Origin of the sequence: Streptomyces sp. NPDC006283 (genome assembly GCF_040613325.1) — a bacterium.
Classification (GTDB): domain Bacteria; phylum Actinomycetota; class Actinomycetes; order Streptomycetales; family Streptomycetaceae; genus Streptomyces.
The window spans coordinates 1-24497 of sequence record NZ_JBEXRZ010000061.1 but is presented as its reverse complement, the minus strand read 5'-3'; the positions used below and the strand labels follow the sequence as shown (position 1 = coordinate 24497).

The window sequence follows — 24497 nt, the reverse complement described above, 5'->3', positions numbered from 1 at the left end:
CGGCGGAACGGAGCGTACAGAGCTCGCAGACTGCTGCCCCGTCGCGTCGGATCGTGGGTCCATCGGCTCTGCATCGCCCGTCGCCCCCCTCACGTCTGATCGACAATCAGTTCGCGCCACAGCACCACCCCTTGCACGGTGCAGCCCCCAGGTCGGGACGATACACCAATATCGTCACTCAGGGACATAGTCCCTCTACTCTCCGTGACGATCTGCGACGATCAAGGCACGCCACGCATTCGAGTGACTCCGGAGCGTGTTCGCCATCGGGGCTCGAAGAGCGCTATCCGGTCGTCACGACGACGTTGTCCAAGGGCTCCCCTGCCGCGAACCGGCTGACCTGAGCGGCCAGCAGCCGCTTCGCACGCGGCATGAACGCCGAGGTGGAGCCGCCTACATGGGGGCTGATGAGGACTCCGGGCGCGTGCCAGAGCGGATGACCGGCGGGGAGCGGCTCGGGGTCCGTGACGTCGAGCGCGGCGGTGATCCGACCGCTCTCCACCTCCGCGAGCAGGGCCTTTGTGTCGACGACCTGCCCGCGGGCGACGTTGACCAGAAGCGCGCCGTCCTTCATCCGGCTCAGGAACCCGGCTCCGACCAGGCCTTTTGTCTGCTCGGTGAGGGGCGTCGACACGATCACCACGTCCGCGTCGGGAAGCAGGGCTGCAAGGTCGGTGAGTGCGCGCACTTCGCCGCGCTCCGTTGTCCGGGCAGAGCGCGCGACGCGCGCCACCCGCGCGCACTCGAAGGGTGCGAGCCTGTCCTCGATGGCGGCGCCGATGGAGCCGTAACCGACGATGAGCACCGACTTGTCGGCGAGGGCCGGATAGAAGCCGGAACGCCATTCCTCGGCGTCCTGGCCGCGTACGAAGCCGGGGATACCGCGCAGAGCGGCCAGGATCAGGGCCAGCGTGAGTTCGGCGGTGGAGGCCTCGTGGACACCCCTGGCATTGCACAGCTTCACCCCGGCGGGCAGGGACGAGAGCCCTGGCTCGACATGGTCGATGCCCGCGGAGAGGGTCTGCACGACCCGTACGGACTTCATGGCGGCGAGCGGCCGTACGGCGACCTCCGTGCCCTTCATGTAGGGGACCGCGTAGAAGAGGCAGTCGGCGGGGTCGGCCGGGAAGTCGGGTCCGCCGTCCCAGAAGCGGTAGTTCAGGCCCGCCGCGGACGGCGCGGGAAGCCCTTCGATCTCGTCGGCGGGAACGGGAAGCCACACGTCAGCAGTCATGGTCAGGAGGCTATGCGAAGGCCGACGCCGTGCATTGGTTAGTTTTGGGGAACGGCCGAGGGAGAGGTAACGGGGAGTTGGAGCGCAGGTCAATCGGTGCGGCGGGCCTCGAGGTGGGCGCGGTGGGCCTCGGCTGCATGCCGATGAGCTGGGCGTACACCGGCTCCCAGCAGCGCGGGGAGCGGTCGCTGCGCACCGTCCACAGTGCCCTCGACTCCGGCGTCAACCTGCTGGACACGGCCGACATGTACGGGCCGTTCACCAATGAGCTGCTGCTGGGGCGGGTGCTCAAGGAGCGACGGGCCGACGCCTTCGTGTCGACCAAGGTGGGTCTGCTGGTCGGCGACCAGCACATCGTCGCCAACGGCCGTCCGGGATATGTGAAGCGGGCCTGCGACGCCTCGCTGCGCCGGCTGCAGACCGACGTGATCGATCTCTACCAGCTGCACCGCGCCGACCCCGAGGTCCCTGTCGAGGAGACGTGGGGCGCGATGGCGGAACTGGTGCGGGCGGGCAAGGTGAGGGCGCTCGGGATGTGCGCGGTCGGTGCGCGGGCGCCGCGCCGCTCCGCGGGCCACCTGCACGAAGGAACGATCCGCCAACTGGAGCGGATGCAGCAGGTGTTCCCGGTGAGCGCCGTGCAGGCGGAGTTGTCGGTGTGGTCGCCCGAGGCGCTGGAGCGGCTGCTTCCGTGGTGCGAGGCGCGCGGGGTGGGGTTCCTGGCCGCGATGCCGCTGGGGAACGGGTTCCTGAGCGGGACGCTCACTCCGGGGCAGGGGTTCGAACCGGACGACGCGCGGGCGCGCCACCCGCGGTTCACGGCGGAGATGATGGCGGCCAACCAGTCGCTGGTGGCGGGGCTGCGCAGGATCGCGCGGCGCCACGGCCCCGGGGCGACCCCGGCCCGCGTGGCGCTGGCCTGGGTGCTGGCTTCGGGCCGGCACGTGGTGCCCGTGCCGGGGACGAAGCGCCCCGAGTGGGCGGTGGAGAACGCGGGCGCCGCCGGACTGCGGCTGACGCCCCACGACCTGGCGGAGATCGCGGCGCTGCCGGCTGCGCGGGGGTCGTGGGACTGACAGGTGTCCGCGGCCGCCGACCGGGTCCCGTCCGGATGATCTTTGTGGATCAGCCCGCGGCGTCAGATGCATGGGGCCTCCCCCGGCCCGCCAGGGCCGAGGGGACGCATCGCAAGGCGGAGGATCGTCCTCGTACGCATGGGCACCGCCCGGCCGCCAGGCCAGGGGAGTACGTGGGCGACTGGCGACAACACGGCGAGGTGCCGTGGCCAGGCGTCGCGGGCCCGAGTAGACCGCCCGGACCGTGCCTCGGCCGGAGCTTCTCGGCAAGATCGGGAACCTCGACGGCCGCCGCGGTGTAAGAAGAGCAGGAAGGCAGCTCCAGTCGCCGTCGAAGGGATCAGAACCGTGCACCGTCCTGCAGCGGCCGTCGTGGCCGCCGTCGCGCTCCTGTTCGCGGCCGGGTGCTCGTCGGGCGACGAGACACGTCCGGCCGATGGGAACTCGGACTCCTCGAAGGGGTCGGCCACCTCTTCACCCTCGGCGTCGAGTGCCGCGCCGAGCCCCTCGGGTCCGCCCGCGACGGGGTCCGTGAAGGTCGTGTCCACCCTGACCGAGGATCTGAAGTCGCCCTGGGGCGTGGCGGCGCTGCCGGGCGGCGACCTGCTCGTCGCCTCGCGGGACGAGGGGACGATCACCCGGGTCGACGCGGAGAGCGGCAAGAAGACCGAGATCGGTTCCGTGCCGGGGGTCGAACCGGGCGGCGAAGGGGGCCTGATGGGTCTGACCGTCTCTCCCGCGTTCGCCTCCGACCACATGGTCTACGTCTACTTCACCACCGCCTCCGACAACCGCATCGCCCGTCTGCTGTACGACGAGCAGAAGCCGGCGGGGCAGCAGCTGGGCGCTCCGGACACCGTGCTCCGGGGCATCCCCAAGGGAGTCGTCCACAACGGCGGACGGATCGCGTTCGGCCCGGACAAGATGCTGTACGCGGGCACGGGCGAGACCGGTGAGACCGGACTCGCCCAGGACAAGGAATCCCTGGGCGGCAAGATCCTCCGTATGACGCCGGACGGCCAGCCCGTCCACGGCAATCCGGACGCCGACTCCGTCGTGTACTCCTACGGCCACCGCAATGTGCAGGGGCTCGCCTGGGACTCCGAGAAGCGCCTGTGGGCGGCCGAGTTCGGGCAGGACACCTGGGACGAGCTCAATCTCGTCGAGCCCGGGAAGAACTACGGCTGGCCGGAGGTCGAGGGCAGGGCCGGCAGGTCCGGGTTCGTCGACCCGGTCGCCCAGTGGAAGACGGCGGACGCCTCACCGAGCGGCATCGCCTACGCCCAGGGGTCGATCTGGATGGCGGGGCTGCGCGGCGAGCGCCTGTGGCGCATCCCGCTGGCCGGAGCGGAACCTTCCGCGGACCCCCAGCCGTTCCTCGAGGAGAAGCACGGCCGCCTGCGTACGGTCGTTTCGGCGGGCGGTGACAAGCTCTGGCTCGTCACCAGCGAAACGGACACCCGGGGCACACCCGAGTCGGGCGACGACAAGATCCTCCGGCTGGAGGTGCGTTAGGGCCTCCGGCCGGCCTGATCCGACGAGACCCCGAGGGGTGGTCGATTCGTGTTCAACGCCTTCGAAGAAGTCTTCGCGCCCGGCCGCAAGCACACCGACGACGAACGCAACCGCCTCGCGCTGACCCGGGTCGACGTCGCCGACGGCGACCCGGGCCGCGGACCGATAGACCTCGCTTCGGGCAAGGTGACGGTCAGAGCACCGGCCGCGGAGCCGTCAGAGCGCCCTGTCGTCGGCCGGGTCGGCGAAGAGCCGGAGCCGGTGGGCGACGGCGGCGGCCTCGCCACGGCCGGAGACTCCGAGCTTGGCGAGGATGTTGGAGACGTGGACGCTCGCCGTCTTGGGTGAGATGTAGAGCTCCTCGGCTATCCGGCGGTTGGTGTGGCCCGCCGCGACCAGGCGCAGCACGTCCTGCTCACGGCGGGTGAGGCCGAGCGACGGAGCGGTGCTCTCCACCCTGGTCCCGGCCCCGGCTCCGTCGTCCGGGCGCCCGGGGCCGCCCGTTCCCCCGCTGCCGTCCGTGCCTGCGCCCTCGGTGAGGGACACCCGTGCGCGCCGGGCCAGCAGCGCGAGGTCCTCGCCCAAGGGGCGCGCACCGAGCTGCTCAGCGACGGTTCGGACCTGGCGCAGCAGCCGGCCCGCGTGGGCGCGGTCCGGATCGCCCGCCCCGGACCCGGCCAGGCGCAGCAGTGACTCCGCCCACCGCAGCCGCACCCTCGCCAGGTCGTAGGGGCGGTCCAGCGCCTCGAAGGCCGCTTCCGCCTCCGCCCAGTCGGTGACCGCGTCCGTGCCGTCCGCGCGCCGCAGCTCCGCACGCACCCACAGTTCGTGAGCACGCCACACGGGCGCGGACGTCACCAGGTGTTTCGCCGCCTCGCGGATGCGCTCGACCGCCTCCGCGCGGCCCGGCTCCGCCGCGGGCAGCCCCCGGGTGTCGGCCTCGAAACGAGCGGCGGCGAGCAGCAGCGGCCAGGCGAGGTAGTGGGTGCCGGGCGGGAATCCGGAGACCACGGCACGCTCCGCCTCCGCCCGCGCGTCGAAGAGCCGCCCTTGCGCCGCGGCGATCTGCAGCGCGGCCGTCGCCGCCGGCAGCGCGGTCTGGGGTACGGGGGCGAGAGGGCCGAAGTGCTCCTTCGCGGCGTCCAGCAGGGCGGCGGCCGTCGACGTGTCTCCGCGGTGCAGGGAGAGTGCCGCGAGCCAGATGCCCGCGTATCCCCGGGGTTTGGGGCCGAGCGCGATGTTCAGGGCGCGCGTGGCGGACTCCCGCACCTCGTCCCATCGGCCGAGGGACAGATACGACTCGGCGAGATTGACCCTGACCCACGCCTCGCTGTCCAGGAGGCCGTACTTCTGCGAGATCTCGATCCCCTGGACGAGGATGGGCACGGCCTCCTTCGAGCGGCCGAGACTCTCCAGGACGCACGGCAGATTCACATGCGTGCTGCTGATGTGCGCGGGCAGCCCGAGTGCGACGACACGGTCCCTGACGGCGTGCATCTCCGCGAGCCCCGCGTCGACGTCGCCCGCGTCGACCATGAGGCCGCCGAGGGTGAGACGGGCCCGCAGCTCGATGTCCTCCTCCCCGACCATCCGCGCGTACTGCACAGCCTGTTCCGCTGTGGCGAGGCTGTCGGGGCCCGGGTCGTAGAGCATCCCCCACCCGGCCGCCTCCGCGAGCACCTCGGCGTGGACGGCGGACGGCGGCAGACCGCGCACGAACTCCTGGGCGGCGCTGATCTCCGCCCAGCCGTCACCGCGGCCGAGGGCCGAGATCAGCCGGGAGCGCTGGACCGAGAACCAGGCGGCACGGAGCAGGTCGTTCTCCGCCTCGGCCATCCGCTGACCGCGCTTGGCCGTCTTCAGGGCGCGCTCCCTGTCGCCGCAGAACCGGCCGGCGACGACGGCTTCCGCCATCAGGTCGAGGAAACGCAGCGGTGTGGTGGCCGGGTCGCAGCCGCATGCGGGGTAGACCTCGGCGTAGTCGAGGGGCCGCAGCTCGGCGCGCACCTCTGCGGGGGCGCTGTCCCAGAGTTCCATCGCCCTTTCCAGCAGCCGCAGTTGCTCGGCATAGGCATGGCGTCGCCGTGCGCCGACGGACGCTCTCAGCACCGCGGGGAGCGCCTTGGCCGCGTCGTTGGCGCGGTACCAGTAGGTGGCGAGGCGCGTCGCCCGCTCCTCCTCCCGCACCAGGTCGGGTTCGGCCTCCAGAGCCTCGGCGTAACGGCGGTTGAGCCGCGAGCGTTCCCCGGGCAGCAGATCGTCGCTCACGGCCTCGCGGGCCAGCGAGTGACGAAACCGGTAACCGTCACCGTCAGGTGCGGCCAGCAGGATGTTCGCGCCGACGGCGGTACGCAGCGCCGCTATGAGGTCGTCCTCCGACAGCCCGGCGACGGCGTGCAGCAGCCCGTGCTCGACGGTCGAGCCACCCTCCGCGACGACCCGTACCACGCGCTGGGCGTCCTCGGACAGGGCCTCGATGCGTACGAGCAGGATGTCGCGCAGTGAGTCGGGCAGGCCCGGGCAGTTGCCGTCGCTGAGGCCGGCGGCCAGCTCCTCGACGAAGAAGGCGTTGCCGTCGGACCGCTCGAAGACCTGATCCACCAGCGCCGGGGTGGGCTCCGCGGCCAGGATCCCGGCCATCTGGCGTTGCACCTCGGCGCGGTTGAAGCGCGGCAGCTCGATCCGCTGGACGGTGCGCAGCCGGTCGAGTTCGGCGAGGAAGGGGCGCAGCGGGTGGCGCCGGTGGACGTCGTCGGAGCGGTAGGTGGCGATCAGGACGAGCCGGCCGCGACGCAGCGTGCGGAACAGGTAGGCGAGCAGATGCCGGGTGGAGGCTCCGGCCCAGTGCAGGTCCTCCAGCACCAGGACGACGGTGCGGTCGGCGGCAACACGTTCCAGCAGCCGCGCGGTGAGTTCGAAAAGGCGGGCCATGCCCTCCTCGTCGTGCCGGCCGTGCTCGCCGCCCGCCGCACCCAGTTCGGGCAGCAGCCGCGCCAGCTCCTGCTCCTGGCCTTCGGCGGCTGCGGCGAGCTCCCCGGGCAGCCGGCGGTGCAGGGTGCGCAGGGCGGTCGAGAAGGCCGCGAACGGCAGCTCGTCCGCGCCGATCTCGACGCACCCGCCGACCGCGGCGACCGCGCCTCGGCGGCACGCCTCGCCCAGCAGCTCCTCGACGAGCCGGGTCTTGCCGACACCCGCCTCGCCGGAGACGAGCAGGGCCTGCGGTTCGCCCGGGCCGCCTTCGGCGCCGGGCGAGCCGCCACCGGCGGCGCGGGTGAGCGCGTCGGTGAGAAGGGTCAGCTCACCGGCGCGGCCGACGAACACCGGGCTGACGGACCTGGTTTCCACACCGGCGAGCATCGCACAGCCGTCCGGGGCCGCGGGAGCTGTGATCACCTTTCGCTCAGGCATGGTGCGAGGTCATGCGGCCCTGGCGAACCGGCTGCTGTCCGGAGAACTCACCCGGCCCTCCCCTTCGTTCCTGCCGGACCAACGCGCGGTGCGACGAGCGCGCGGCGTCCACGGGGCGCGGCGCTCCGCCTCGGCCTCGCGGAGCAGGTCGGCACGGCGCAGCTGCTGGATCTCGTAGTCGAACATCTCGTTCCTCCTCGTCGTCGGGGCTCCGGCGCCCCGTGGATGTCTCCACACTCGTGCCTCAGGACAGCCGGCCGCATCGGGCGACTGCCGGATCTTCGGGGGCCGAGGGGCCTTAGACCGCTGGGCCGGGGGTGCTTAGTCCTCGGTAGGGCATGGGGTACCGGGGCCCTCGGAGCCCGGGGTGCTCAGTCCTGCGGGCCTCGAGTGCCCGGTACTTCGCCGGCACCGGTTCGCGCCGGTTCGCGTGCGGGCTTTCGGCTGCTGTTCGTGCCTGTCACGCCGCGCAAGGGATGGATCTCCACGGACCGGCCGGACTCCCGCGGCGCCGTGCACCGGAACGCCGTGGTGTGCCCGTGCTCGGGCACGCTGACGGAGCCGGAGCGGGCCGCCGTTCCAGAGGCGCCGGCCAGGCTGCTGGGTGCCGGGCGGGTGAGCGTGCTGGTGCTCCTGCACAGCCCGATGAGCACCACGCATCTGGTGGCGCTGACGGGCCGGGGGCTCGGCTCCGTGGGCCGACACCTCAAGGTGCTCCTGGACGCCGGACTGGTCGGCCGCCGCCGCGCGGGACGGTCCGTGCTCTGCTACCGCACCGCCGCCGCGGCGGCGGTGATCCGGGCGCAGGGAGTGCGGTAGACGTACGGGGTGGGGCCGCTCGCCGCGGCTCAGGGCTCGTACACGTACGGCGTCGTGGTGCACAGCGGGACGAAGCCGAGTCGTTCGAGGATGGGCCTGCTGTCGTCGGACGCGTCGACCTGCAGATAGCGGACGCCCCGGTCCGCGGCGATACGGGCCCGATGCGCCACCAGAGCGCGGTAGATGCCTCGGCCGCGCCAGGCGGCGAGGGTGCCGCCGCCCCAGAGACCGGCGAACTCCGTGCCGGGGTACAGCTCCATGCGCGCCGAGGAGACAGGCAGATCGCCCGCCATGGCCAGCGTGATGTCGAGGGTGTCGGGCGAGCCGGCCAGCTGGGCCGTCAACTGCTCGCGCAGCCAGGCGCTGCTCGTGCCGAACGCCTGCTCGTGGACCTGTGCGACCAGGTCGACGCCTGCCGCGTCGGTCACCCTCTCCAGCCTTACCCCGTTGGGCAGTTCGACGCCGGTGGACAGGGCGGCCACCTCGCCGACCATCACCGTTTCGTCCGGCTCGGGCGTGAATCCGGCGGCGAGCAGCCGACGGCCGAGGTCGTGCGGGATGTCGTAGCTGTACAGCTTCCATTCGAAGGGGCGGCCGAGGGCGGAGAAGTACCGCACCTGCTCGGCGATCACCGCGTCCGCGGTGTCCGGGCCGAGTGCCGACCAGACGACGCCGCTCCAGCCTCCGTCGGCGCCGGTCTGCCGCACCACCTCACCCACCCGTTGACCGGGAGAGGCTTCACGGCGGAGCCGTCGGTCGAAGAGCGCGAGAGCGGCTTCCTGATCACTGCGGTCCATCGGAGCATTGCAGCACCCGCGGAATCGGACGGCCATCGGTTTTCCGCCGGACGCCGTGGTCCGTGGGCGCGCGGCCGACGGGGGTCTATGAGCCGGACGGCGCCCGGTGCTTGTGCCATTCCGATGCCAGCACCGACCAGACCTCGGTGTTCTGCCACACCCCCTGGTACAGGAAGTCCTCGCGGCGGGTGCCCTCATGGGTCATGCCCAGTCGCCTGGCGACGTTGATGCTCGGCTCGTTCGCGGAGGAAACCTGCCACTCCACGCGATGCAGTCCGCGCTCCCCCAGCGCCCAGTCGATGATCACGGTCACCGCGCGGGTCACCAGGCCCCTGCCGACGGCCGAGGGCTCCAGCCAGCAGCCGGCCTCGCAGGTGCCGCCCGCCGGGTCCATGGTGCGGAACAGGACGCCGCCCACGAGGGTGCCGTCCTCCCAGATGCCGTAGATGCGTCCGGCGTCGGCGGCCGCCTTCTCCGCGTACGCCTGAAGGAAATCCCTGGCCGAGGCGACGTCCTTGGCGCGGTCCGGAAGCCCGATGTGCCGGCCGATGAAGTCGCGTCCACGCTCGATGTTGGCGAAGAACTCGTCGGCCTGCCAGGGTTCCAGCGGACGCAGTTCCGCTCCGTCGTCGCCGAGGCTTATCGCGAACACAGGGCTCCTCCATGAGTCGTCGCGCGGGCGTGGCACGCGCACGGTCGGAGCGCGCCCGCACGGTCATGGCACGAGTTCGCCGTCCCCGACGGGGCGCTGCTCCGGGATCTTCGCATGCGCGGCGTCGCGGCACTCCGGCTTTTCGATGCTGATGCGCGGCAGCACCCGGTCCAGCCATCCGGGCAGCCACCAGTTCGCGCCGCCGAGCATGTGCATCAGGGCGGGCACCAGAAGGGTGCGCAGCACGAACGCGTCCAGCGCCACGGCCGCGGCGAGGCCGATGCCGAACATGGCGATGACCCGGTCGCCGCTGAGCACGAACGCGAGGAACACGGAGATCATGATGACGGCGGCGGAGTTGATCACGCGGCTGGTCTCGGCCAGACCGACCCGTACCGCACGCCGGTTGTCGCCGGTCTCCAGCCACTCCTCGTACATCCGGCTGACCAGGAAGACCTGGTAGTCCATGGAGAGCCCGAAGAGCACGGACACCATGATGACGGGGAGGAAGGGCTCGATCGGTCCGGCGCTGCCGAGGCCCAGCAGCTCGCTCCCCCAGCCCCACTGGAAGATCGCGACGACGACACCGAAGGCGGAGGCGACTGCGGCCACGTTCATCACGGCCGCCTTCAGCGGAATGCCGATGGACCGGAAGGCGAGAAGCAGCAGCAGGCAGCCGAGAGCGATCACGACGCCGACGAAGAGCGGCAGCTTCCCGACGATGACGTCGGCGAAGTCGTCGTAGCCGGCGGTGACCCCGCCGACGTGCACCTTCAGTGAGGTGCCGTCCGCGGCGGCCGGCAGGACGTCCGAACGCAGGGTGTCGACCAGCTCGCTCGTCGCCTTCGACTGCGGCGCAGAGTCGGGCACGACGGTGAGAACGGCGGTGTCACCGCTGCCGTTGTACGCGGTCGGGCCCACGGAGGAGACGCCGTCGGTGGCCTGGAGGTCCTCGCGGAGCCGGTCCATGGCCACCTTGTCGTCGGGGCCTTCCAGCGCGGCGACGAGTGTCAGTGGGCCGTTGACCCCCGGGCCGAAGCCGTCCGCGAGCATGTCGTACGCCTGGCGGGTGGTTGCGGAGGCGGGCCCGTTGCCCTGGTCGGAGGTGCCGAGGTGGAGCGAGAGCGTCGGCAGCGCAAGCACGATCATGACGACGGAGGCGACGGCGCCCAGCAGCTTCGGGTGGCGTTCGACGAAGGCGGACCAGCCGGCGGCGAAGCCGGTCGGCAGCTCGGGCTGCGGCCCCTGCTCCGCCAGCCGGCGTCGCTCCGTGCGGCTCAGGGCCCGCATTCCGATGAACGACAGCAGTGCCGGCAGCAGCGTCACGGACGCGGCGACCGTGAGGACGACGGTGAGGGACGCGGCGATCGCGACGCCGTTCAGGAAACCGAGCCGCAGGATCAGCATGCCGAGGAGCGCGATGCAGACGGTGGCGCCGGCGAAGACGACGGCACGGCCGGTCGTGGCCACGGCGTCGCGGGCCGCTTCCGCCACCGGCAGGCCGCGTTTGAGGCCCGTGCGGTGTCTGGTGACGATGAAGAGCGCGTAGTCGATACCGACGCCCAGACCGATCAGCACGCCCAGCATGGGAGCGAAGTCGGCGACGGTCATCACATGGCCGAGCAGCACGATGCCGGCGTAGCCGATCCCCACGGACACGAGAGCGGTGGCGATGGGCAGCACGCCGGCGGCGAAGGAGCCGAAGACGAGGAAGAGGACGACGGCCGCCACCGCGACGCCGACGATCTCCGCGACGTGGCCGTCCGGCGCCTCGGTGAGCGCGACGGCGCTGCCGCCGAGCTCGACGTCGACCCCGTCGCCCTCGGCGGCCTTGGCGGTGTCGACGACGGCCCTGGCCTGTGACTCGGCGATGTCCGCCACCGGGTGGTCGAAGAGGACCACGGCGTAGGCGGTGCGGGAGTCCGGGCTGATCTGGGCGGCGCCGGCGCTGCCGTAGGGGCTCGTGACGGAGGCGATGCCGTCGAGTTCCGCGACGTCGTCGAGCATCGTGGACATGCGCGTCTCGATGTCCGGGGCACGGACGCTGCCGGTGTCGGTGTGCCAGACGATGGTGTCGCTGTCACCGCCCCGCCCGTGGAAGCCTTCCTCGAGCAGCACGGTGGCGCGGCCGGACTCGGTGCCCGGCACCTCGTAGTCGTCGGAGTACGCGGTCCCCGCCGTGGCCGCCGCGGCCGCCGCACCGCCGAGGGTGAGCAGCCAGAGTATGACGACGACGAGGCGGTGCGTGACACACCACCGGGCGATTGCTGCCAACGGAGCGGCTCCCCTGTGGTTCGTCGATCTTTGTTCGGGAAAACCCGCAAAGAACTCATGACCAGTACAAAGGGACACTCTGTCACTTATTCTCTGTTTCTCTCACCATTCGTGAGGATAGTCACAACCGGCGGAACGCCTGGCTGCGCCGTGGTTGCGGCGCCCGGCCACGGCGACGGGAATCGGCCTTGGTCCACAAGTCCCGGGGATTTGTCGGTGCCGGCTGGCACCATGGCCGACATGGAAAACAGGGGGATCCACCAGACGGCCCTGACGCCCGCGGACGCCGCGGAGTTCGCCCGCATGCTCCATGACGCCCCCGGTCCGCACCTCGGCCGCTCCCCCGTCCCGGTGCTCGTCCACACCCCCGGAGCGTCGTCCGCCGAGCGGCGCGCCGCCCTGCAGGTGGTGTACGACGCGATCGTCGCCCGGATCGGGGAACCGACGCTCTACGGCGGATCCTCCGAGGGGCCCAGCGTCCGCTGGCGCGACGGCCGCCGGGTCGTGCTGCTCGCGGGGGACCGGCAGCAGGTGGGGCTGTCGGTCCATGACACCGCGGCATTGGAGAGCGAGGAGCACCGCGCCTTCGAGTGGGGCGGCGCCTGGTCCGGCGGCGAGCCCCATGACGTCGCCGCCCTGCCGTACATATGGCAGTTGGACCGCAGCGGCCCCGGTGAGCGTCCGATCTCACGTCCGAGCGGGCGGCTCGCCGCCGGTCTCGCGCAGTTCCAGTACGGGCTGGAGCTGCTGCTCGCAGCGTGGGTGGAGCAGCTGCCTGTGCAGGTCGGCTCCGACTGGGCGAGCTTCTGCCTGACCAGTGCCGCCGACCGCGGCCGTCAACTGCTCGTCTCCTACAGCCTCGAGGACGGCCTGCACGCCTCGATCGACGACCGGGACGGCGAGGACAGCGAGGGCCGGGCCCAGGTGATGCTCGCCCGCGGCTGGCAGAGCAGGGACCGGGGCTGGTGGCAGACGGATGTCACCTACCCCGAGCGCGCATGCGCCACGGCCCTGGCCGCCCTGGTCGTCACCGAATTGCGCGCCCGCGGCACCCGGGCACCGGAGGAGCTGCGGGCGCGGGACGTGAGCTGCAAGGACCGCGGCGAGTTGTGGCTGCCGGGGCTGGGCATCCGGCACTGACCCGTGGAGCCGCGACGGTGCCGGCACCGGCCGGGTACCACGGCTGGACACGTCGCGCGTTACTCGAGGGCGCCGACGAGCCCCATCACGGGCTGTGCCTGGCTGGTCAGGGGGTCCAGCTCACCCGGCACCTCCGCCAGCCGGTTGAGACCGGCGAGCTGCTGGGAAGCGGTCGGCACCTCGCCGCGGTGCTCCGGCGCGACGGAGCCGGACGTGAGGGAATCCACCGTGTCCGTGACGGACAGCGTCCCGACCGGGAGCGGAGAAGGGGCCGCGGTCGCGGCGGGGGCGGCGAGAGCGGACGCACCGGTGGCGAGTGCGAGGGCGGCAAGTACACGCTGTGCTTTGGTCATGCCGTGACAACGGCCCGGCCCGGCATCGGTCACGGTGAAGCGGAAGCACGAAGGGGCGGCGCACACCGAGTGGTGTGCGCCGCCCCTGACCTACGAACGGCCGTCAGCCCTCGCCGACGCCCAGCTTCTCGAGGATCAGCTCCTTGACGCGCGCCGCGTCCGCCTGGCCCCGCGTGGTCTTCATGACCGCGCCCACCAGCGCGCCGACCGCCGCGACCTTGCCGCCGCGGATCTTGTCCGCGATGGCCGCGTTGCCCTCGATGGCCTCGTCGACGGCCGCGCCGAGCGCACCCTCGTCCGAGACGACCTTCAGACCGCGCTTCTCGACCACGGTGTCCGGGTCGCCCTCGCCGGCGAGCACGCCCTCGATGACCTGTCGGGCCAGCTTGTCGTTGAGCGAGCCCTCCTTGACCAGCGCGGTCACCCGGGCGACCTGCGCCGGGGTGATCGGCAGCGCGTCCAGCGCACGGCCGGACTCGTTGGCGCTGCGGGCCAGTTCGCCCATCCACCACTTACGTGCCTGGTCGGCCGGTGCGCCCGCCTCGGTCGTGGCGACGATCAGTTCGACCGCGCCCGCGTTGAGGATCGACTGCATGTCGTGCTCGGAGACGCCCCACTCCTCGCGGAGCCGGTTGCGCCGCACCCGCGGCAGCTCGGGCAGCGTGGAGCGCAGTTCCTCGACCCACTCGCGGGTCGGCGCGACCGGAACCAGGTCGGGCTCGGGGAAGTAGCGGTAGTCCTCTGCCTCCTCCTTGACCCGGCCGGACGTTGTGGAGCCGTCCTCCTCGTGGAAGTGACGGGTCTCCTGCACGATCGTGCCGCCGCCGCCGAGGACCGCGGCGTGCCGCTGGATCTCGTACCGGGCCGCACGCTCCACGCTGCGCAGCGAGTTGACGTTCTTCGTCTCGCTGCGGGTGCCGAACTTCTCGGTGCCGTTCGGGCGCAGCGACAGGTTCACGTCGCAGCGCATCTGGCCCATCTCCATGCGGGCCTCGGAGACGCCGAGCGCCTTGATGAGCTCGCGCAGCTCGGCGACGTACGCCTTGGCGACCTCGGGGGCCCGCGCGCCGGCGCCGGCGATCGGCTTGGTGACGATCTCGATCAGCGGGATGCCGGCACGGTTGTAGTCGAGCAGGGAGTGGGACGCGCCGTGGATACGGCCGGTCGCGCCGCCGACGTGCGTCGACTTGCCGGTGTCCTCCTCCATGTGGGCGCGCTCGATCTCCACACGGAAGACCTCGCCGTCCTCGAGCTGGACGTCCAGATAGCCGTTGAAGGCGATCGGCTCGTCGTACTGCGAGGTCTGGAAGTTCTTCGGCATGTCCGGATAGAAGTAGTTCTTCCGGGCGAAGCGGCACCACTCGGCGATCTCGCAGTGCAGCGCCAGACCGATCTTGACGGCCGACTCGACGGCGATCGCGTTGACGACCGGGAGCGAGCCGGGCATGCCGAGACAGGTGGGGCAGGTCTGTGAGTTGGGCTCTGCGCCCAGCTCGGTCGAACACCCGCAGAACATCTTGGTCTTGGTGCCGAGCTCGACATGGACCTCGAGGCCCATGACGGGGTCGTAGGACGCGAGAGCGTCCTCGTACGACACCAGTTCAGTGACGGTCACGATGAAACTTTCCCTCTCAGCCCAGCAGAACGTCGTCGTCGCCGAGCCGCTTCAGCTCGCGGTAGAGGATGGCCAGGCCGGTGACGATCGCGCCGGCGGACACGACGGCGTCGGCCAGCCGGAGCATGTCACCGTCCGAGCGGGCGAGCTTGGCCTGCTTGGCGACGCTGATCGCGCCGAACGCGGTGCTGCCGAGCGACACGTACAGCCCGGTCTTGGACTTCTTGAAGTTCTTGGCCTTCTTTGCCATGGCACTCATAGCGACGGAGCCTCCTCGAGCAGCGGGTGCCCCCACCTTTCCACGAAGGCGGCCTCGACGGCGGCTCCGACCTTATACAGGCGGTCGTCCTTCATGGCGGGGGCGATGATCTGCAGGCCGACGGGCAGGCCGTCCTCCGGCGCGAGACCACAGGGCAGCGACATGGCCGCGTTGCCTGCCAGGTTGGTCGGGATGGTGCACAGGTCGGCGAGGTACATCGCCATGGGGTCGTCGGCGCGCTCGCCGATCGGGAAGGCGGTGGTCGGCGTCGTCGGGGAGACGATCACGTCGACCTGCTCGAAGGCCTTCTCGAAGTCCCGCGTGATGAGGGTGCGGACCTTCTGGGCGGAGCCGTAGTACGCGTCGTAGTAGCCGGAGCTGAGCGCGTACGTGCCGAGCATGACGCGGCGCTTGACCTCGTCGCCGAAGCCGGCTTCACGGGTGAGGGCGGTGACCTCCTCCGCGGACTTCGTGCCGTCGTCGCCGACCCGCAGGCCGTACCGCATGGCGTCGAAGCGGGCCAGGTTCGAGGAGCACTCGGACGGCGCGATCAGGTAGTAGGCGGAGAGCGCCAGGTCGAAGGACGGGCAGTCCAGCTCGACGATCTCGGCGCCGAGCTCCTTCAGCAGTTCGACCGACTCGTCGAAGCGCTGGACGACACCGGCCTGGTAGCCCTCGCCGCGGAACTGCTTGACGACGCCGACGCGCATGCCCTCGACGCTGCCGTTGCGGGCGGCCTCGACGACCGGCGGGACCGGGGCGTCGATGGACGTCGAGTCGAGCGGGTCGTGTCCGGCGATGACCTCGTGCAGGAGCGCCGCGTCCAGGACGGTGCGGGCGCAGGGGCCGCCCTGGTCGAGGGAGGACGAGAACGCCACCATGCCGTAGCGGGAGACCGCGCCGTAGGTGGGCTTGACGCCGACCGTGGCGGTGACCGCGGCGGGCTGGCGGATCGAGCCGCCGGTGTCCGTGCCGATGGCGAGCGGCGCCTGGTAGGAGGCGAGCGCGGCGCTGGAGCCGCCGCCGGAGCCGCCCGGGATGCGGGTCAGGTCCCACGGGTTGCCCGTCGGGCCGTAGGCGCTGTTCTCGGTCGAGGACCCCATGGCGAACTCGTCCATGTTGGTCTTGCCGAGGATCACGACGTCGGCGTCCTTGAGGCGCTTGGTGAGCGTCGCGTCGTACGGCGGGATCCAGCCTTCGAGGATCTTCGACCCGACGGTGGTCGGGATCCCCTCGGTGGTGAAGATGTCCTTGAGCGCCAGCGGCACACCGGCGAGGGGACCCAGCTTCTCGCCGTTCGCACGCTTCTCGTCGACGGCGCGGGCCTGCGCGAGGGCGCCCTCACGGTCGACGTGCAAGAAGGCGTGGACCTTCTCGTCGACGGCCTCGATACGGGCCAGATGGGCCTCGGTGACCTGGACGGCCGTGAGCTCGCCGGAGGCGATCTTCGCGGCGGTCTCCGCGGCGGTGAGCTTGATGATGGTGTCCGTCATGTGATTAGTCCTCCCCCAGGATCTGCGGCACCTTGAAACGCTGCTGCTCCTGGGCCGGGGCGCCGGAGAGCGCCTGCTCGGGGGTGAGCGACGGACGGACCTCGTCCGCACGCATGACATTGGTCAGCGGCAGCGGGTGGGAGGTCGGGGGTACGTCTTGGTCGGCGACCTCGGAGACGCGGGCGACCGCGCCGATGATGTCGTCGAGCTGTCCGGCGAAGTGCTCGAGCTCTTCGTCCTTCAGCTCCAGACGCGCCAGCCGGGCGAGGTGGGCGACCTCCTCGCGCGTGATGCCAGGCATGCAGCGATCCTCAGGGGTGAGTGTGATGGTTTTGGCCCAATCCTATGGGGCCGGGGCCGCGGACCGTGAAACGGTGACGGCTCGCCCCCGTGAAACAGGGGCGTCCGAGGGCCTTTCGTTCGGATCTCGCCGGGCCCGCGTGTCCCGGCACCTCGCCCTCGGCGGCGTCACGTCACGGCGCGGTCCGCGCCGGACTGGGCCTGGGGCAGTTCGCCCGCGGGGAGCGCGGGCCGGTGCCAGCCCCGTTCGCCGCGCGCCAGCAGCCAGGCCGTCGTCTCCTGCGGTGGCATCGCCGCGGCGACCAGCCAGCCCTGCACCGCGTCGCAGCGCAGGTCCCGCAGCCGCTCCCACGTCTCGTCGTCCTCGACGCCCTCCGCGACCACCAGCAGTCCGAGCGAGTGGGCCAGGTCCACGGTGCAGCGGACGATCTCCGCGTCCTCGGCGTCGACCGCGAGCCGGGCCACGAAGGAGCGGTCGATCTTCAGTTCGCTGACCGGCAGCCGGCGCAGATGCACCAGGGACGAGTAGCCCGTGCCGAAGTCGTCCAGCGACATCTTCACACCGTGGTCGGCGAGCCCGGCCAGCGTGTCCGCGGCCCGCTGCGGGTCCTCCAGCAGCACATGCTCCGTTATCTCCAGCTGGAGCGCGGCCGCCGGGACACCGTGCCGGGCGAGCCGCGCCGCGACGGCGCCGGCGAAGCCGGGGGTGTGCACGTCGCGGGGCGAGACGTTGACGGCGACCGGGACGTGGAGCCCCTGCGCGCGCCACTTCGCGACCTGGGCGAGTGCCGTCTCGAGGACGTACTCGGTCAGGTGGGGCATCAGTCCGGAGGACTCGGCGATCGCGATGAACTCGTCCGGGGGGACGCGGCCGCGCTCCGGGTGCACCCAGCGGACGAGGGCCTCGAGGCCGGCGACGTGTCCGTCGAAGCGGACCTTGGGCTGGTAGTGGAGCTCGACCTCGCCGGCGTCCAGCGCCCGGCGCAGGTCGCCCAGCAGACCGAGCCGGTCGGGGGTGTTGCTGTCGCGCTTGGACTCGTACACCTCGACGCCCGTACGGTCGCGCTTGGCCTGGTACATCGCGACGTCCGCGCGGCGCAGCAGCCCTTCGGCGTCCAGGGCGTGGTCGGGGAAGACGGCGAGTCCGGCGCTGGCCTCCAGGACGAGGGTGAGCCCGTCCAGGTCGAGGGGCGAGGACAGTTCGGCGACGAGGTGCCTGGCCACGCGCTGCGCCGAGGTCGTCGAGTCGGCCGTGGGCAGCAGTACGGCGAACTCGTCGCCGCCGAGCCGTGCGGCCTCCGCCCCGCGCGGCAGGGCGAGACGCAGCCGGTCGGCAATCTGGAGCAGCAGCCGGTCGCCCGCGAGATGGCCGAGGGTGTCGTTGACGGAACGGAAACGGTCGAGGTCGATCAGTACGAGCGCGGCTCGCGCGCCGCCGGCCTCCGCGTCCTCGAGCGCGGCCCAGGTGCGTTCCAGCAGCCACTGGCGGTTGGGCAGGCCGGTCAGCGGATCCCGCAGCTGCTCCTCGGCCCTGGCCCTGGCTATCCACAGGGTCGAGTCGAGGGCGATCAGCGGTACGGCGAACAGGGGCAGCAGCAAAGGCATGACGACGGCGACGACACAGATCAGCGGCGCGATGCCGACGAGGGCGACGGCGACGATGCCCTGCCGGAGCAGCGCGGTGCGGGCCACGGTGGGCAGGCCGCCGCCCTGCGGGGCGAGCACGTACCAGAGCAGCAGGCGGTTGACGGCGAGGTAGGCGGTGGCGGCCAGGATCACCTCGGGCGCGGCCTCGAGCTCCCAGTCGAGCGGGTCCCAGGGCCGCTCGACGGTGGGGACGACGTCGAACAGCGCGAGCGTGAGCCCGGCCGCGCCGATGCCGAGAACGTCGACGGCGCCGTGCACTACGCCCTGCCGCCGGCGGTGGCGGCAGGCGGCGCCGACCACCGCGACGACCGCGAGGCTGACGAGCGCCGCCGGGACCCAGCCGAACAGCAGCAGAGTGGCGAGGGTGAGCGCGGCGCCGGAGCCGGTGCCGCCCCACCAGCGGTCACGGCCGAGGGCGACGAGATGGCCGACGATGATCCCGGTGAGCAGGGCGAGCGACCATCCGACGGTGGCGGAGGGGAAGAGTCCGCGGCCGTCGCGGACGGTGCGGACGATTCCGATGACGAGCGCGAGCGCGGCGCACGCGACGACGACGGTCGGCAGGCCCGGTGCCCTGCCGGCCAGGGCCGCGAGTGCACGCGGCCGTGAAACCGGGGCGGCGCTCTCGGTCGGTTTCATTCCCGTCCCTCTCACAGCCGGCAGTGCCGATGCCTCGCGATGGCTTGGCTCCCGATGTCGTGCCACCACGACCGAAACCCACCCCGGAGCCGTGCACGACAGGCGCACGTCTCAACAGTAGGCCGCAGGAGGCTCGGACGGGCATCGCTCTACAGCTCTTGCCCGAATGCGACCCGGCCACCCTTATACATCTGGTATGCGCTGAACGGGTGACCTGTACTGGGCGTTCCACCGGCGTTCGACGCGTCCGGATCCTGACCCTCGCGCTGCCGCGATGCGCCTTGTGCGCCCCCCTCGAGCGCCCGTCCGAACCCCTTTTGTCATGCCTCCTGAGTCTCAGCGGCCTCACGTGCCGCATCCGGCCCCTGCTCGAGCAGCACGGCGAAGCCTGCCTCGTCCAGAACCGGCACCTTCAACTGCACGGCCTTGTCGTACTTGGAGCCGGGGTTGTCGCCGACGACAACAAAGCTCGTCTTCTTCGATACGGAACCGGCCACTTTCGCTCCGAGGCTCTGGAGCGCTTCTTTTGCGCCATCCCTGGTGTGGTTCTCCAGCGTTCCTGTGACGACGACCGTCAGCCCCTCGAGGGGCCGGGGCCCCTCGTCGTCCCCCGAGCCCTGCTCCTCCATCCGGACGCCCGCCGCGCGCCACTTCCGCAGGATCTCGCGGTGCCAGTCCTCCTCGAACCACTGCTTGAGCGCGGCGGCGATGGTCGGTCCGACCCCGTCGACTGCCGCCAGCTCCTCCTGTGACGCCTGCTCGATCCGCTCGATGGAACGGAACTCGCGGGCGAGCGCCTCCGCGGCCACCGGGCCCACATGCCGGATCGACAGGCCGGTGATGATCCGCGCCAGCGGCCGCTCCTTGGCCGCCGCGATGTTCTCCAGCATCGCCACCGCGTTCCGCCGCGGACCGCCCTCCTTGTTGGCGAAGACCGTGACGATCTTGTCCTCGCCGGTCTTCGGGTCGCGCTTGGGCAGACCGCTGTCCTGGTCGAGGACGTACGCCTTGATGGGCAGCAGCTGCTCCATCGTGAGGTTGAAGAGGTCTCCCTCGTCGGCGAGCGGCGGATCGGCCGGCTCCAAGGGGCGGGTGAGCGCGGCGGCGGCCACGTAGCCGAAGTTCTCGATGTCGAGGGACTTGCGACCCCCGAGATAGAACAGCCGCTCCCGCAACTGCGCCGGGCACGAGCGTGCGTTGGGGCAGCGCAGGTCGACGTCGCCCTCCTTCATGGGCCGCAACGCCGTCCCGCACTCCGGGCACTCGGCCGGCATGACGAACTCGCGCTCGCTGCCGTCCCGCAGGTCCACCACCGGCCCCAGGATCTCCGGGATCACGTCTCCGGCCTTGCGCAGCACCACCGTGTCGCCGATCAGGACGCCCTTGGCCTTGACCACGTCCTGGTTGTGCAGGGTCGCGAACTCGACCTCGGAACCCGCCACCGTCACCGGCTCGACCTGCGCGTACGGCGTGACGCGGCCGGTGCGGCCCACGCCGACCCGGATGTTGACCAGCTTGGTGTTGACCTCCTCCGGCGCGTACTTCCACGCGATCGCCCAGCGTGGCGCGCGGGCGGTGGAGCCGAGACGGCCCTGGAGAGGGATCTCGTCGAGCTTGACGACGACGCCGTCGATCTCGTGCTCCACGGAGTGGCGGTGCTCGCCGAAGTAGGCGATGAACTGCCGCACTTCGTCGAGCGAGCCGACGACCTTGTTGTGCTGCGCGGTGGGCAGCCCCCACTCGCGCAGCAGGTCGTACGCCTCGGAGAGGCGGTCGATGGCCAGGCCCTCGCGGGCGCCGATGCCGTGCACCACCATGTGCAGCGGGAGCTTGGCGGTGACCTTGGGGTCCTTCTGACGCAGCGAACCCGAGGCGGAGTTCCGCGGATTGGCGTACGGCTGCTCGCCCGCCTCGACCCGGCGGGCGTTCAGCTCCTGGAACTTCTCCATGGGGAAGTAGACCTCGCCCCGGATCTCCACGAGGCCGGGGATGCGGTCGCCCTCCAGCCGGTCGGGGATGTCGGCGATCGTGCGGACATTGGGAGTGATGTCCTCGCCGACCCGGCCGTCTCCGCGGGTCGCCGCGCGGGTCAGCCTGCCCTTCTCGTACGTGAGGTTGACCGCGAGGCCGTCGACCTTGAGCTCGCACAGGAAGTGGTAGCCGGGGGCGCCGACGTCGCGGGCGACGCGCTCGGCCCAGGCGGCGAGCTCCGCGTCGTCGAAGGCGTTGTCCAGGGAGAGCATCCGCTCGCGGTGCTCGACCTTCGTCAGCTCCGTCTCGTAGTCGCCGGCGACCTTCTGGGTGGGCGAGTCGGGGGTGCGCAGCTCGGGATACTGCTCCTCGAGCCCTTCGAGCTTGCGCAGGAGCTTGTCGAAGTCCGCGTCACTGATGACGGGGCTGTCCTTCACGTAGTACCGGAAGCGGTGCTCCTCGATCTGCTCGGCGAGGAGTGCGTGCTGCTCCCGTACGTCCGCGGGCAGGGTCGTCTGCTGTTCGCCGGCCACCGTCTTGTCCTCCCGTTATCCGTGCACCCGTCACTCAGGGTTGTCCGCGAGTGATTTCGCGGCACGGACGCAGTGGGCGAGCGCGGCGCGCGCGTACGCGGGCGAGGCGCCCGCGAGCCCGCACGTCGGAGTGATCACCAACGACTCCGCGAGAGTCCCCGGATTCAGCCCCAGCCTGCGCCACAGTGTCCGTACACCCTTGACGATATCGGCGCCCACTGACAATCCGGCCGACGCGTCGTCGGTCGGGGGGACGACGCCCGCGAAGAGCTTGGTGCCGGCCTCCACGGCCTCACCGATCGATTCCTCGTCACGCTCGGTGAGCAGACCGAAATCGAACGAGATCCCCTGGGCGCCGGCCCGGCGCAGCAGCGCGAACGGCACGTCCGGTGCGCAGGAGTGCACGACGACCGGCCCGTCCGCCGCCGCCATGACGTCCCGCAGCGCGCTCTCGACGACCTGCCGGTCCACCGCCCGGTAGGTGCGGTAGCCGCTGGCGGTCCTGATTTGCCCCCGGAGCACGGCGGTGAGGGACGGCTCGTCGAGCTGGAGCACCACGCGGCCGCCGGGCACCCGGCGGCGTACCTCCGCGAGGTGGTCGCGCAGCCCCTCCGCGAGGGAGCCGGCAAGATCCCGGCAGGCCCCGGGGTCGCCGAGGAGCGCCTCGCCGCCGCGCAGCTCGAGCGCCGCGGCGAGCGTCCAGGGGCCGACCGCCTGCACCTTCAGCGGCCCCTCGTAGCCCTGTGTGAACTCCTCCAGCGCGTCGAGGTCCTCGCCGAGCCAGGAACGGGCCCGGCGGGTGTCGCGTCCCGGCCGGTCACTGATCCGCCAGCCGCTGGGCTCGACATGGGCGTACATCTCGACCAGGAGGCCGATGGTGCGGCCGATCATGTCGGCACCGGGCCCGCGTGCGGGCAGCTCGGCCAGATGCACGAACTCCTCGAACGTCCCGGTGACTGTCTTCGCGGCCTCGCGGGCGTCGCCGCCCGGCATGGACCCCACGCCGGTGGCAGGCCCCCAGCGGAACTCGTTCTTCTCGCTCACCCGGGAAGCGTACGTGCCGCGGTCGTCAGCGCCCCGGCCGCACCGTCACGTCGTTGATCTCGGCGTCGCGCGGCAGGTCCAGCGCGGTGAGGATCGCGGTGGCCACCGACTCGGGGTCGATCCAGCGGGAGGCGTCGTACTCCTTCCCCTCCTGGGAGTGCACCTTCGCCTGCATCGGGCTCGCGGTGCGCCCCGGGTAGACGGACGTGACCCGTACCCCGGCCGCATGCTCCTCGTGCCGCAGCGAGTCGGCCAGTGCCTTGAGGCCGTGCTTGGAGGCCGCGTACGCGCCCCACTCGGCGTGCGCGTTGAGGCCGGCGCCGGAGTTGACGAAGACCACATGCCCCTCGGCGGCGCGCAGTTGGGGCAGGAAGAGCCGGGTCAGTTCGGCGGGCGCGATCAGGTTGACGTTGAGCTGCTGGTGCCAGGTCTTGGGGCGCAGCTCGGCGATCGGGCCGAGGTCGACGATACCGGCGATGTGCAGCAGCGAGTCGACGGTCTCCGGCATGGACTGGTGTCCGAGGGCCCAGGAGATGCGGTCGGGGTCCGCCAGGTCGGCGACGAGCGTGCCCGCTCCCGGGTACCGCGCTTCGAGTTCCTTGGCACGGCCCGCGTCGCGCGCCACGAGGAGGATGTCGTCGCCCCGCTCGTTGAGGCGGCGCGCGACGGCCGCGCCGATGCCGGATCCTGCGCCGGTGATCAGGTGGGTGGTCATGCCCGCCATCGTCGCACTACTGGATGCCCACGGACTCCTCCAGGTAGGCCATCGCGCCCGCCCCGTCCTCGGCGAAGAACACCAGCTCGGTGAGGGGCACGGGCAGGAAGCCCTCGTCGTCCATCCGCTGGAACTGCTGCTTCAGACCGTCGTAGAACCCTGCGGCGTTGAGCAGGACCACCGGCTTGGTGTGGTGGCCGTGCTTCTTCAGCTCCAGGATCTCGGTCGCCTCGTCGAGGGTGCCGGTGCCGCCGACCATGATCACGACGGCGTCGGACTTGGCGAGCAGCAGCGCCTTGCGTTCGGCGAGGTCCTGCGCGACGACCATCTCGTCGGCCCGCACCCGCGCCTTGTCCTGCAGGAACTCCACGGACACCCCGACAAGCCGTCCGCCCGCCTCCTCGACCCCGTCGGCGACGACCTTCATCAGGCCGCAGTCCGAACCGCCCCACACGAGGGTGTGGCCGCCCTTGCCGATGAGTTCGGCGAACTCGCGGGCGGGCCGGGTGTAGCGGTCGTCGAGGTCGGCGGCGGAGAGGAAGACACAGATGTTCATGGACCCCACGGTACGGGGGCCCACCGACACCGCCGAAAACTTCTTCGCCCCGAGCGATGAGTTCTCGCGACCCGTCCGGTCATATCTCCCATGGACACCACGAGCATGGCTGTGGCAAAGGCCGAATCGGCGGACGGCACCCTCATCGCGTACGAACAGCGCGGCGCCGGGGACCCGTTGGTCCTGGTGAGCGGCGCGCTGTGCACGGCGGCGTCGGACGCGCCGCTGGCCGAGCTGCTGGCGCCGCACCGCACCGTGTTCACGTACGACCGCCGGGGCCGCGGCGCGAGCGGCGACACCGCGCCGTACGCGGTGGAGCGCGAGATCGAGGACCTGGCGGCCGTCGTCACCGCGGCGGGCGGCAGGATGCCCATGTTGAGGGAGACGCCGGTGAAGACGGAGAGCAGCGTGGCGATGGCCGCCCACTTCGCGCCGACATCGACGATCTTCAGCAGTA

Annotated in this window: 19 protein-coding genes and 3 pseudogenes; 6 read left to right on the top strand and 16 right to left on the bottom strand. The window is 71.5% G+C overall.

Features of this window, described 5'->3' with window-relative positions; all coding sequences use genetic code 11:
• Positions 1-283 precede the first annotated feature (283 nt).
• Positions 284-1234 (bottom strand): 2-hydroxyacid dehydrogenase, encoded by a 951-nt coding sequence (locus ABZ070_RS15495; protein ID WP_356633931.1) that lies wholly within the window; start codon positions 1232-1234, stop codon positions 284-286.
• 77 nt (positions 1235-1311) lie between these two features.
• On the opposite strand from ABZ070_RS15495, the gene ABZ070_RS15490 reads away from it, so the two are divergent.
• The 3 genes and pseudogenes from ABZ070_RS15490 to ABZ070_RS15480 form a co-directional block, all read left to right on the top strand.
• Complete coding sequence (locus tag ABZ070_RS15490; RefSeq protein WP_356633929.1) at positions 1312-2310, top strand: aldo/keto reductase; 999 nt, start codon at positions 1312-1314, stop codon at positions 2308-2310.
• A gap of 348 nt (positions 2311-2658) precedes the next feature.
• Positions 2659-3825, top strand: coding sequence for a PQQ-dependent sugar dehydrogenase (locus ABZ070_RS15485; protein ID WP_356633927.1), 1167 nt, complete (start codon positions 2659-2661; stop codon positions 3823-3825).
• Positions 3826-3873: 48 nt separating this feature from the next.
• A pseudogene (locus ABZ070_RS15480) lies at positions 3874-3960 on the top strand (DUF6191 domain-containing protein); the annotation flags it as partial.
• Positions 3961-4041: 81 nt separating this feature from the next.
• Here the strand turns inward: ABZ070_RS15480 and ABZ070_RS15475 are convergent.
• On the bottom strand, positions 4042-7182 hold the full coding sequence (locus ABZ070_RS15475; protein ID WP_356633947.1) for an AAA family ATPase: 3141 nt from the start codon (positions 7180-7182) through the stop codon (positions 4042-4044).
• Positions 7183-7242: 60 nt separating this feature from the next.
• Positions 7243-7419 (bottom strand): hypothetical protein, encoded by a 177-nt coding sequence (locus tag ABZ070_RS15470; protein ID WP_356633925.1) that lies wholly within the window; start codon positions 7417-7419, stop codon positions 7243-7245.
• 246 nt (positions 7420-7665) lie between these two features.
• Between ABZ070_RS15470 and ABZ070_RS15465 the strand changes: the two are divergent.
• A pseudogene (locus ABZ070_RS15465) lies at positions 7666-8052 on the top strand (helix-turn-helix domain-containing protein); the annotation flags it as partial.
• 29 nt (positions 8053-8081) lie between these two features.
• On the opposite strand, the gene ABZ070_RS15460 reads toward ABZ070_RS15465, so the two are convergent.
• The 3 genes from ABZ070_RS15460 to ABZ070_RS15450 all read right to left on the bottom strand — a co-directional run bounded on the left by ABZ070_RS15460 (position 8082) and on the right by ABZ070_RS15450 (position 11775).
• Positions 8082-8849: a GNAT family N-acetyltransferase gene (locus ABZ070_RS15460; RefSeq protein ID WP_356633923.1), complete on the bottom strand. Its 768-nt coding sequence runs from the start codon at positions 8847-8849 to the stop codon at positions 8082-8084.
• 85 nt (positions 8850-8934) lie between these two features.
• Positions 8935-9501, bottom strand: coding sequence for a GNAT family protein (locus tag ABZ070_RS15455; protein ID WP_356633921.1), 567 nt, complete (start codon positions 9499-9501; stop codon positions 8935-8937).
• A 63-nt stretch (positions 9502-9564) separates the two neighbouring features.
• Positions 9565-11775 (bottom strand): MMPL family transporter, encoded by a 2211-nt coding sequence (locus ABZ070_RS15450; RefSeq protein ID WP_356633919.1) that lies wholly within the window; start codon positions 11773-11775, stop codon positions 9565-9567.
• A 231-nt stretch (positions 11776-12006) separates the two neighbouring features.
• Between ABZ070_RS15450 and ABZ070_RS15445 the strand changes: the two genes are divergently transcribed.
• Positions 12007-12915 carry a hypothetical protein gene (locus ABZ070_RS15445; protein WP_356633917.1) on the top strand — a complete coding sequence of 303 codons (909 nt, stop codon included), beginning with the start codon at positions 12007-12009 and terminating at the stop codon, positions 12913-12915.
• 59 nt (positions 12916-12974) lie between these two features.
• Here the strand turns inward: ABZ070_RS15445 and ABZ070_RS15440 are convergent, their stop codons facing one another.
• The 10 genes from ABZ070_RS15440 to ABZ070_RS15395 all read right to left on the bottom strand — a co-directional run bounded on the left by ABZ070_RS15440 (position 12975) and on the right by ABZ070_RS15395 (position 24040).
• Positions 12975-13268, bottom strand: a complete 294-nt coding sequence (locus tag ABZ070_RS15440; protein WP_356633915.1) for a hypothetical protein — start codon at positions 13266-13268, stop codon at positions 12975-12977.
• Between the two features lie 103 nt (positions 13269-13371).
• Positions 13372-14883: an Asp-tRNA(Asn)/Glu-tRNA(Gln) amidotransferase subunit GatB gene (gene gatB, locus ABZ070_RS15435; RefSeq protein ID WP_356633913.1), complete on the bottom strand. Its 1512-nt coding sequence runs from the start codon at positions 14881-14883 to the stop codon at positions 13372-13374.
• Between the two features lie 16 nt (positions 14884-14899).
• Entirely contained in the window at positions 14900-15142 is a 243-nt protein-coding gene (locus ABZ070_RS15430; protein ID WP_356633911.1) for a hypothetical protein, read from the bottom strand.
• Entirely contained in the window at positions 15139-16635 is a 1497-nt protein-coding gene (gene gatA, locus ABZ070_RS15425) for an Asp-tRNA(Asn)/Glu-tRNA(Gln) amidotransferase subunit GatA (RefSeq protein WP_356633909.1), read from the bottom strand. The genes ABZ070_RS15430 and gatA overlap by 4 nt, the downstream gene beginning before the upstream one ends.
• A gap of 4 nt (positions 16636-16639) precedes the next feature.
• Positions 16640-16936, bottom strand: coding sequence for an Asp-tRNA(Asn)/Glu-tRNA(Gln) amidotransferase subunit GatC (gene gatC / locus ABZ070_RS15420; protein ID WP_356633907.1), 297 nt, complete (start codon positions 16934-16936; stop codon positions 16640-16642).
• 167 nt (positions 16937-17103) lie between these two features.
• Complete coding sequence (locus ABZ070_RS15415; RefSeq protein WP_356633905.1) at positions 17104-19221, bottom strand: bifunctional diguanylate cyclase/phosphodiesterase; 2118 nt, start codon at positions 19219-19221, stop codon at positions 17104-17106.
• Between the two features lie 320 nt (positions 19222-19541).
• The gene (gene ligA / locus ABZ070_RS15410) at positions 19542-21725 is read right to left on the bottom strand and encodes an NAD-dependent DNA ligase LigA (RefSeq protein ID WP_356633903.1); all 2184 of its coding nucleotides are present in this window, start codon (positions 21723-21725) and stop codon (positions 19542-19544) included.
• Between the two features lie 30 nt (positions 21726-21755).
• Entirely contained in the window at positions 21756-22769 is a 1014-nt protein-coding gene (locus ABZ070_RS15405; protein WP_356633901.1) for a methionine synthase, read from the bottom strand.
• Between the two features lie 25 nt (positions 22770-22794).
• Positions 22795-23493, bottom strand: coding sequence for an SDR family oxidoreductase (locus ABZ070_RS15400; RefSeq protein WP_356633899.1), 699 nt, complete (start codon positions 23491-23493; stop codon positions 22795-22797).
• Positions 23494-23500: 7 nt separating this feature from the next.
• The gene (locus tag ABZ070_RS15395; RefSeq protein ID WP_356633897.1) at positions 23501-24040 is read right to left on the bottom strand and encodes a TIGR00730 family Rossman fold protein; all 540 of its coding nucleotides are present in this window, start codon (positions 24038-24040) and stop codon (positions 23501-23503) included.
• Between the two features lie 90 nt (positions 24041-24130).
• On the opposite strand from ABZ070_RS15395, the pseudogene ABZ070_RS15390 reads away from it, so the two are divergent.
• A pseudogene (locus tag ABZ070_RS15390) lies at positions 24131-24497 on the top strand (hypothetical protein); the annotation flags it as partial.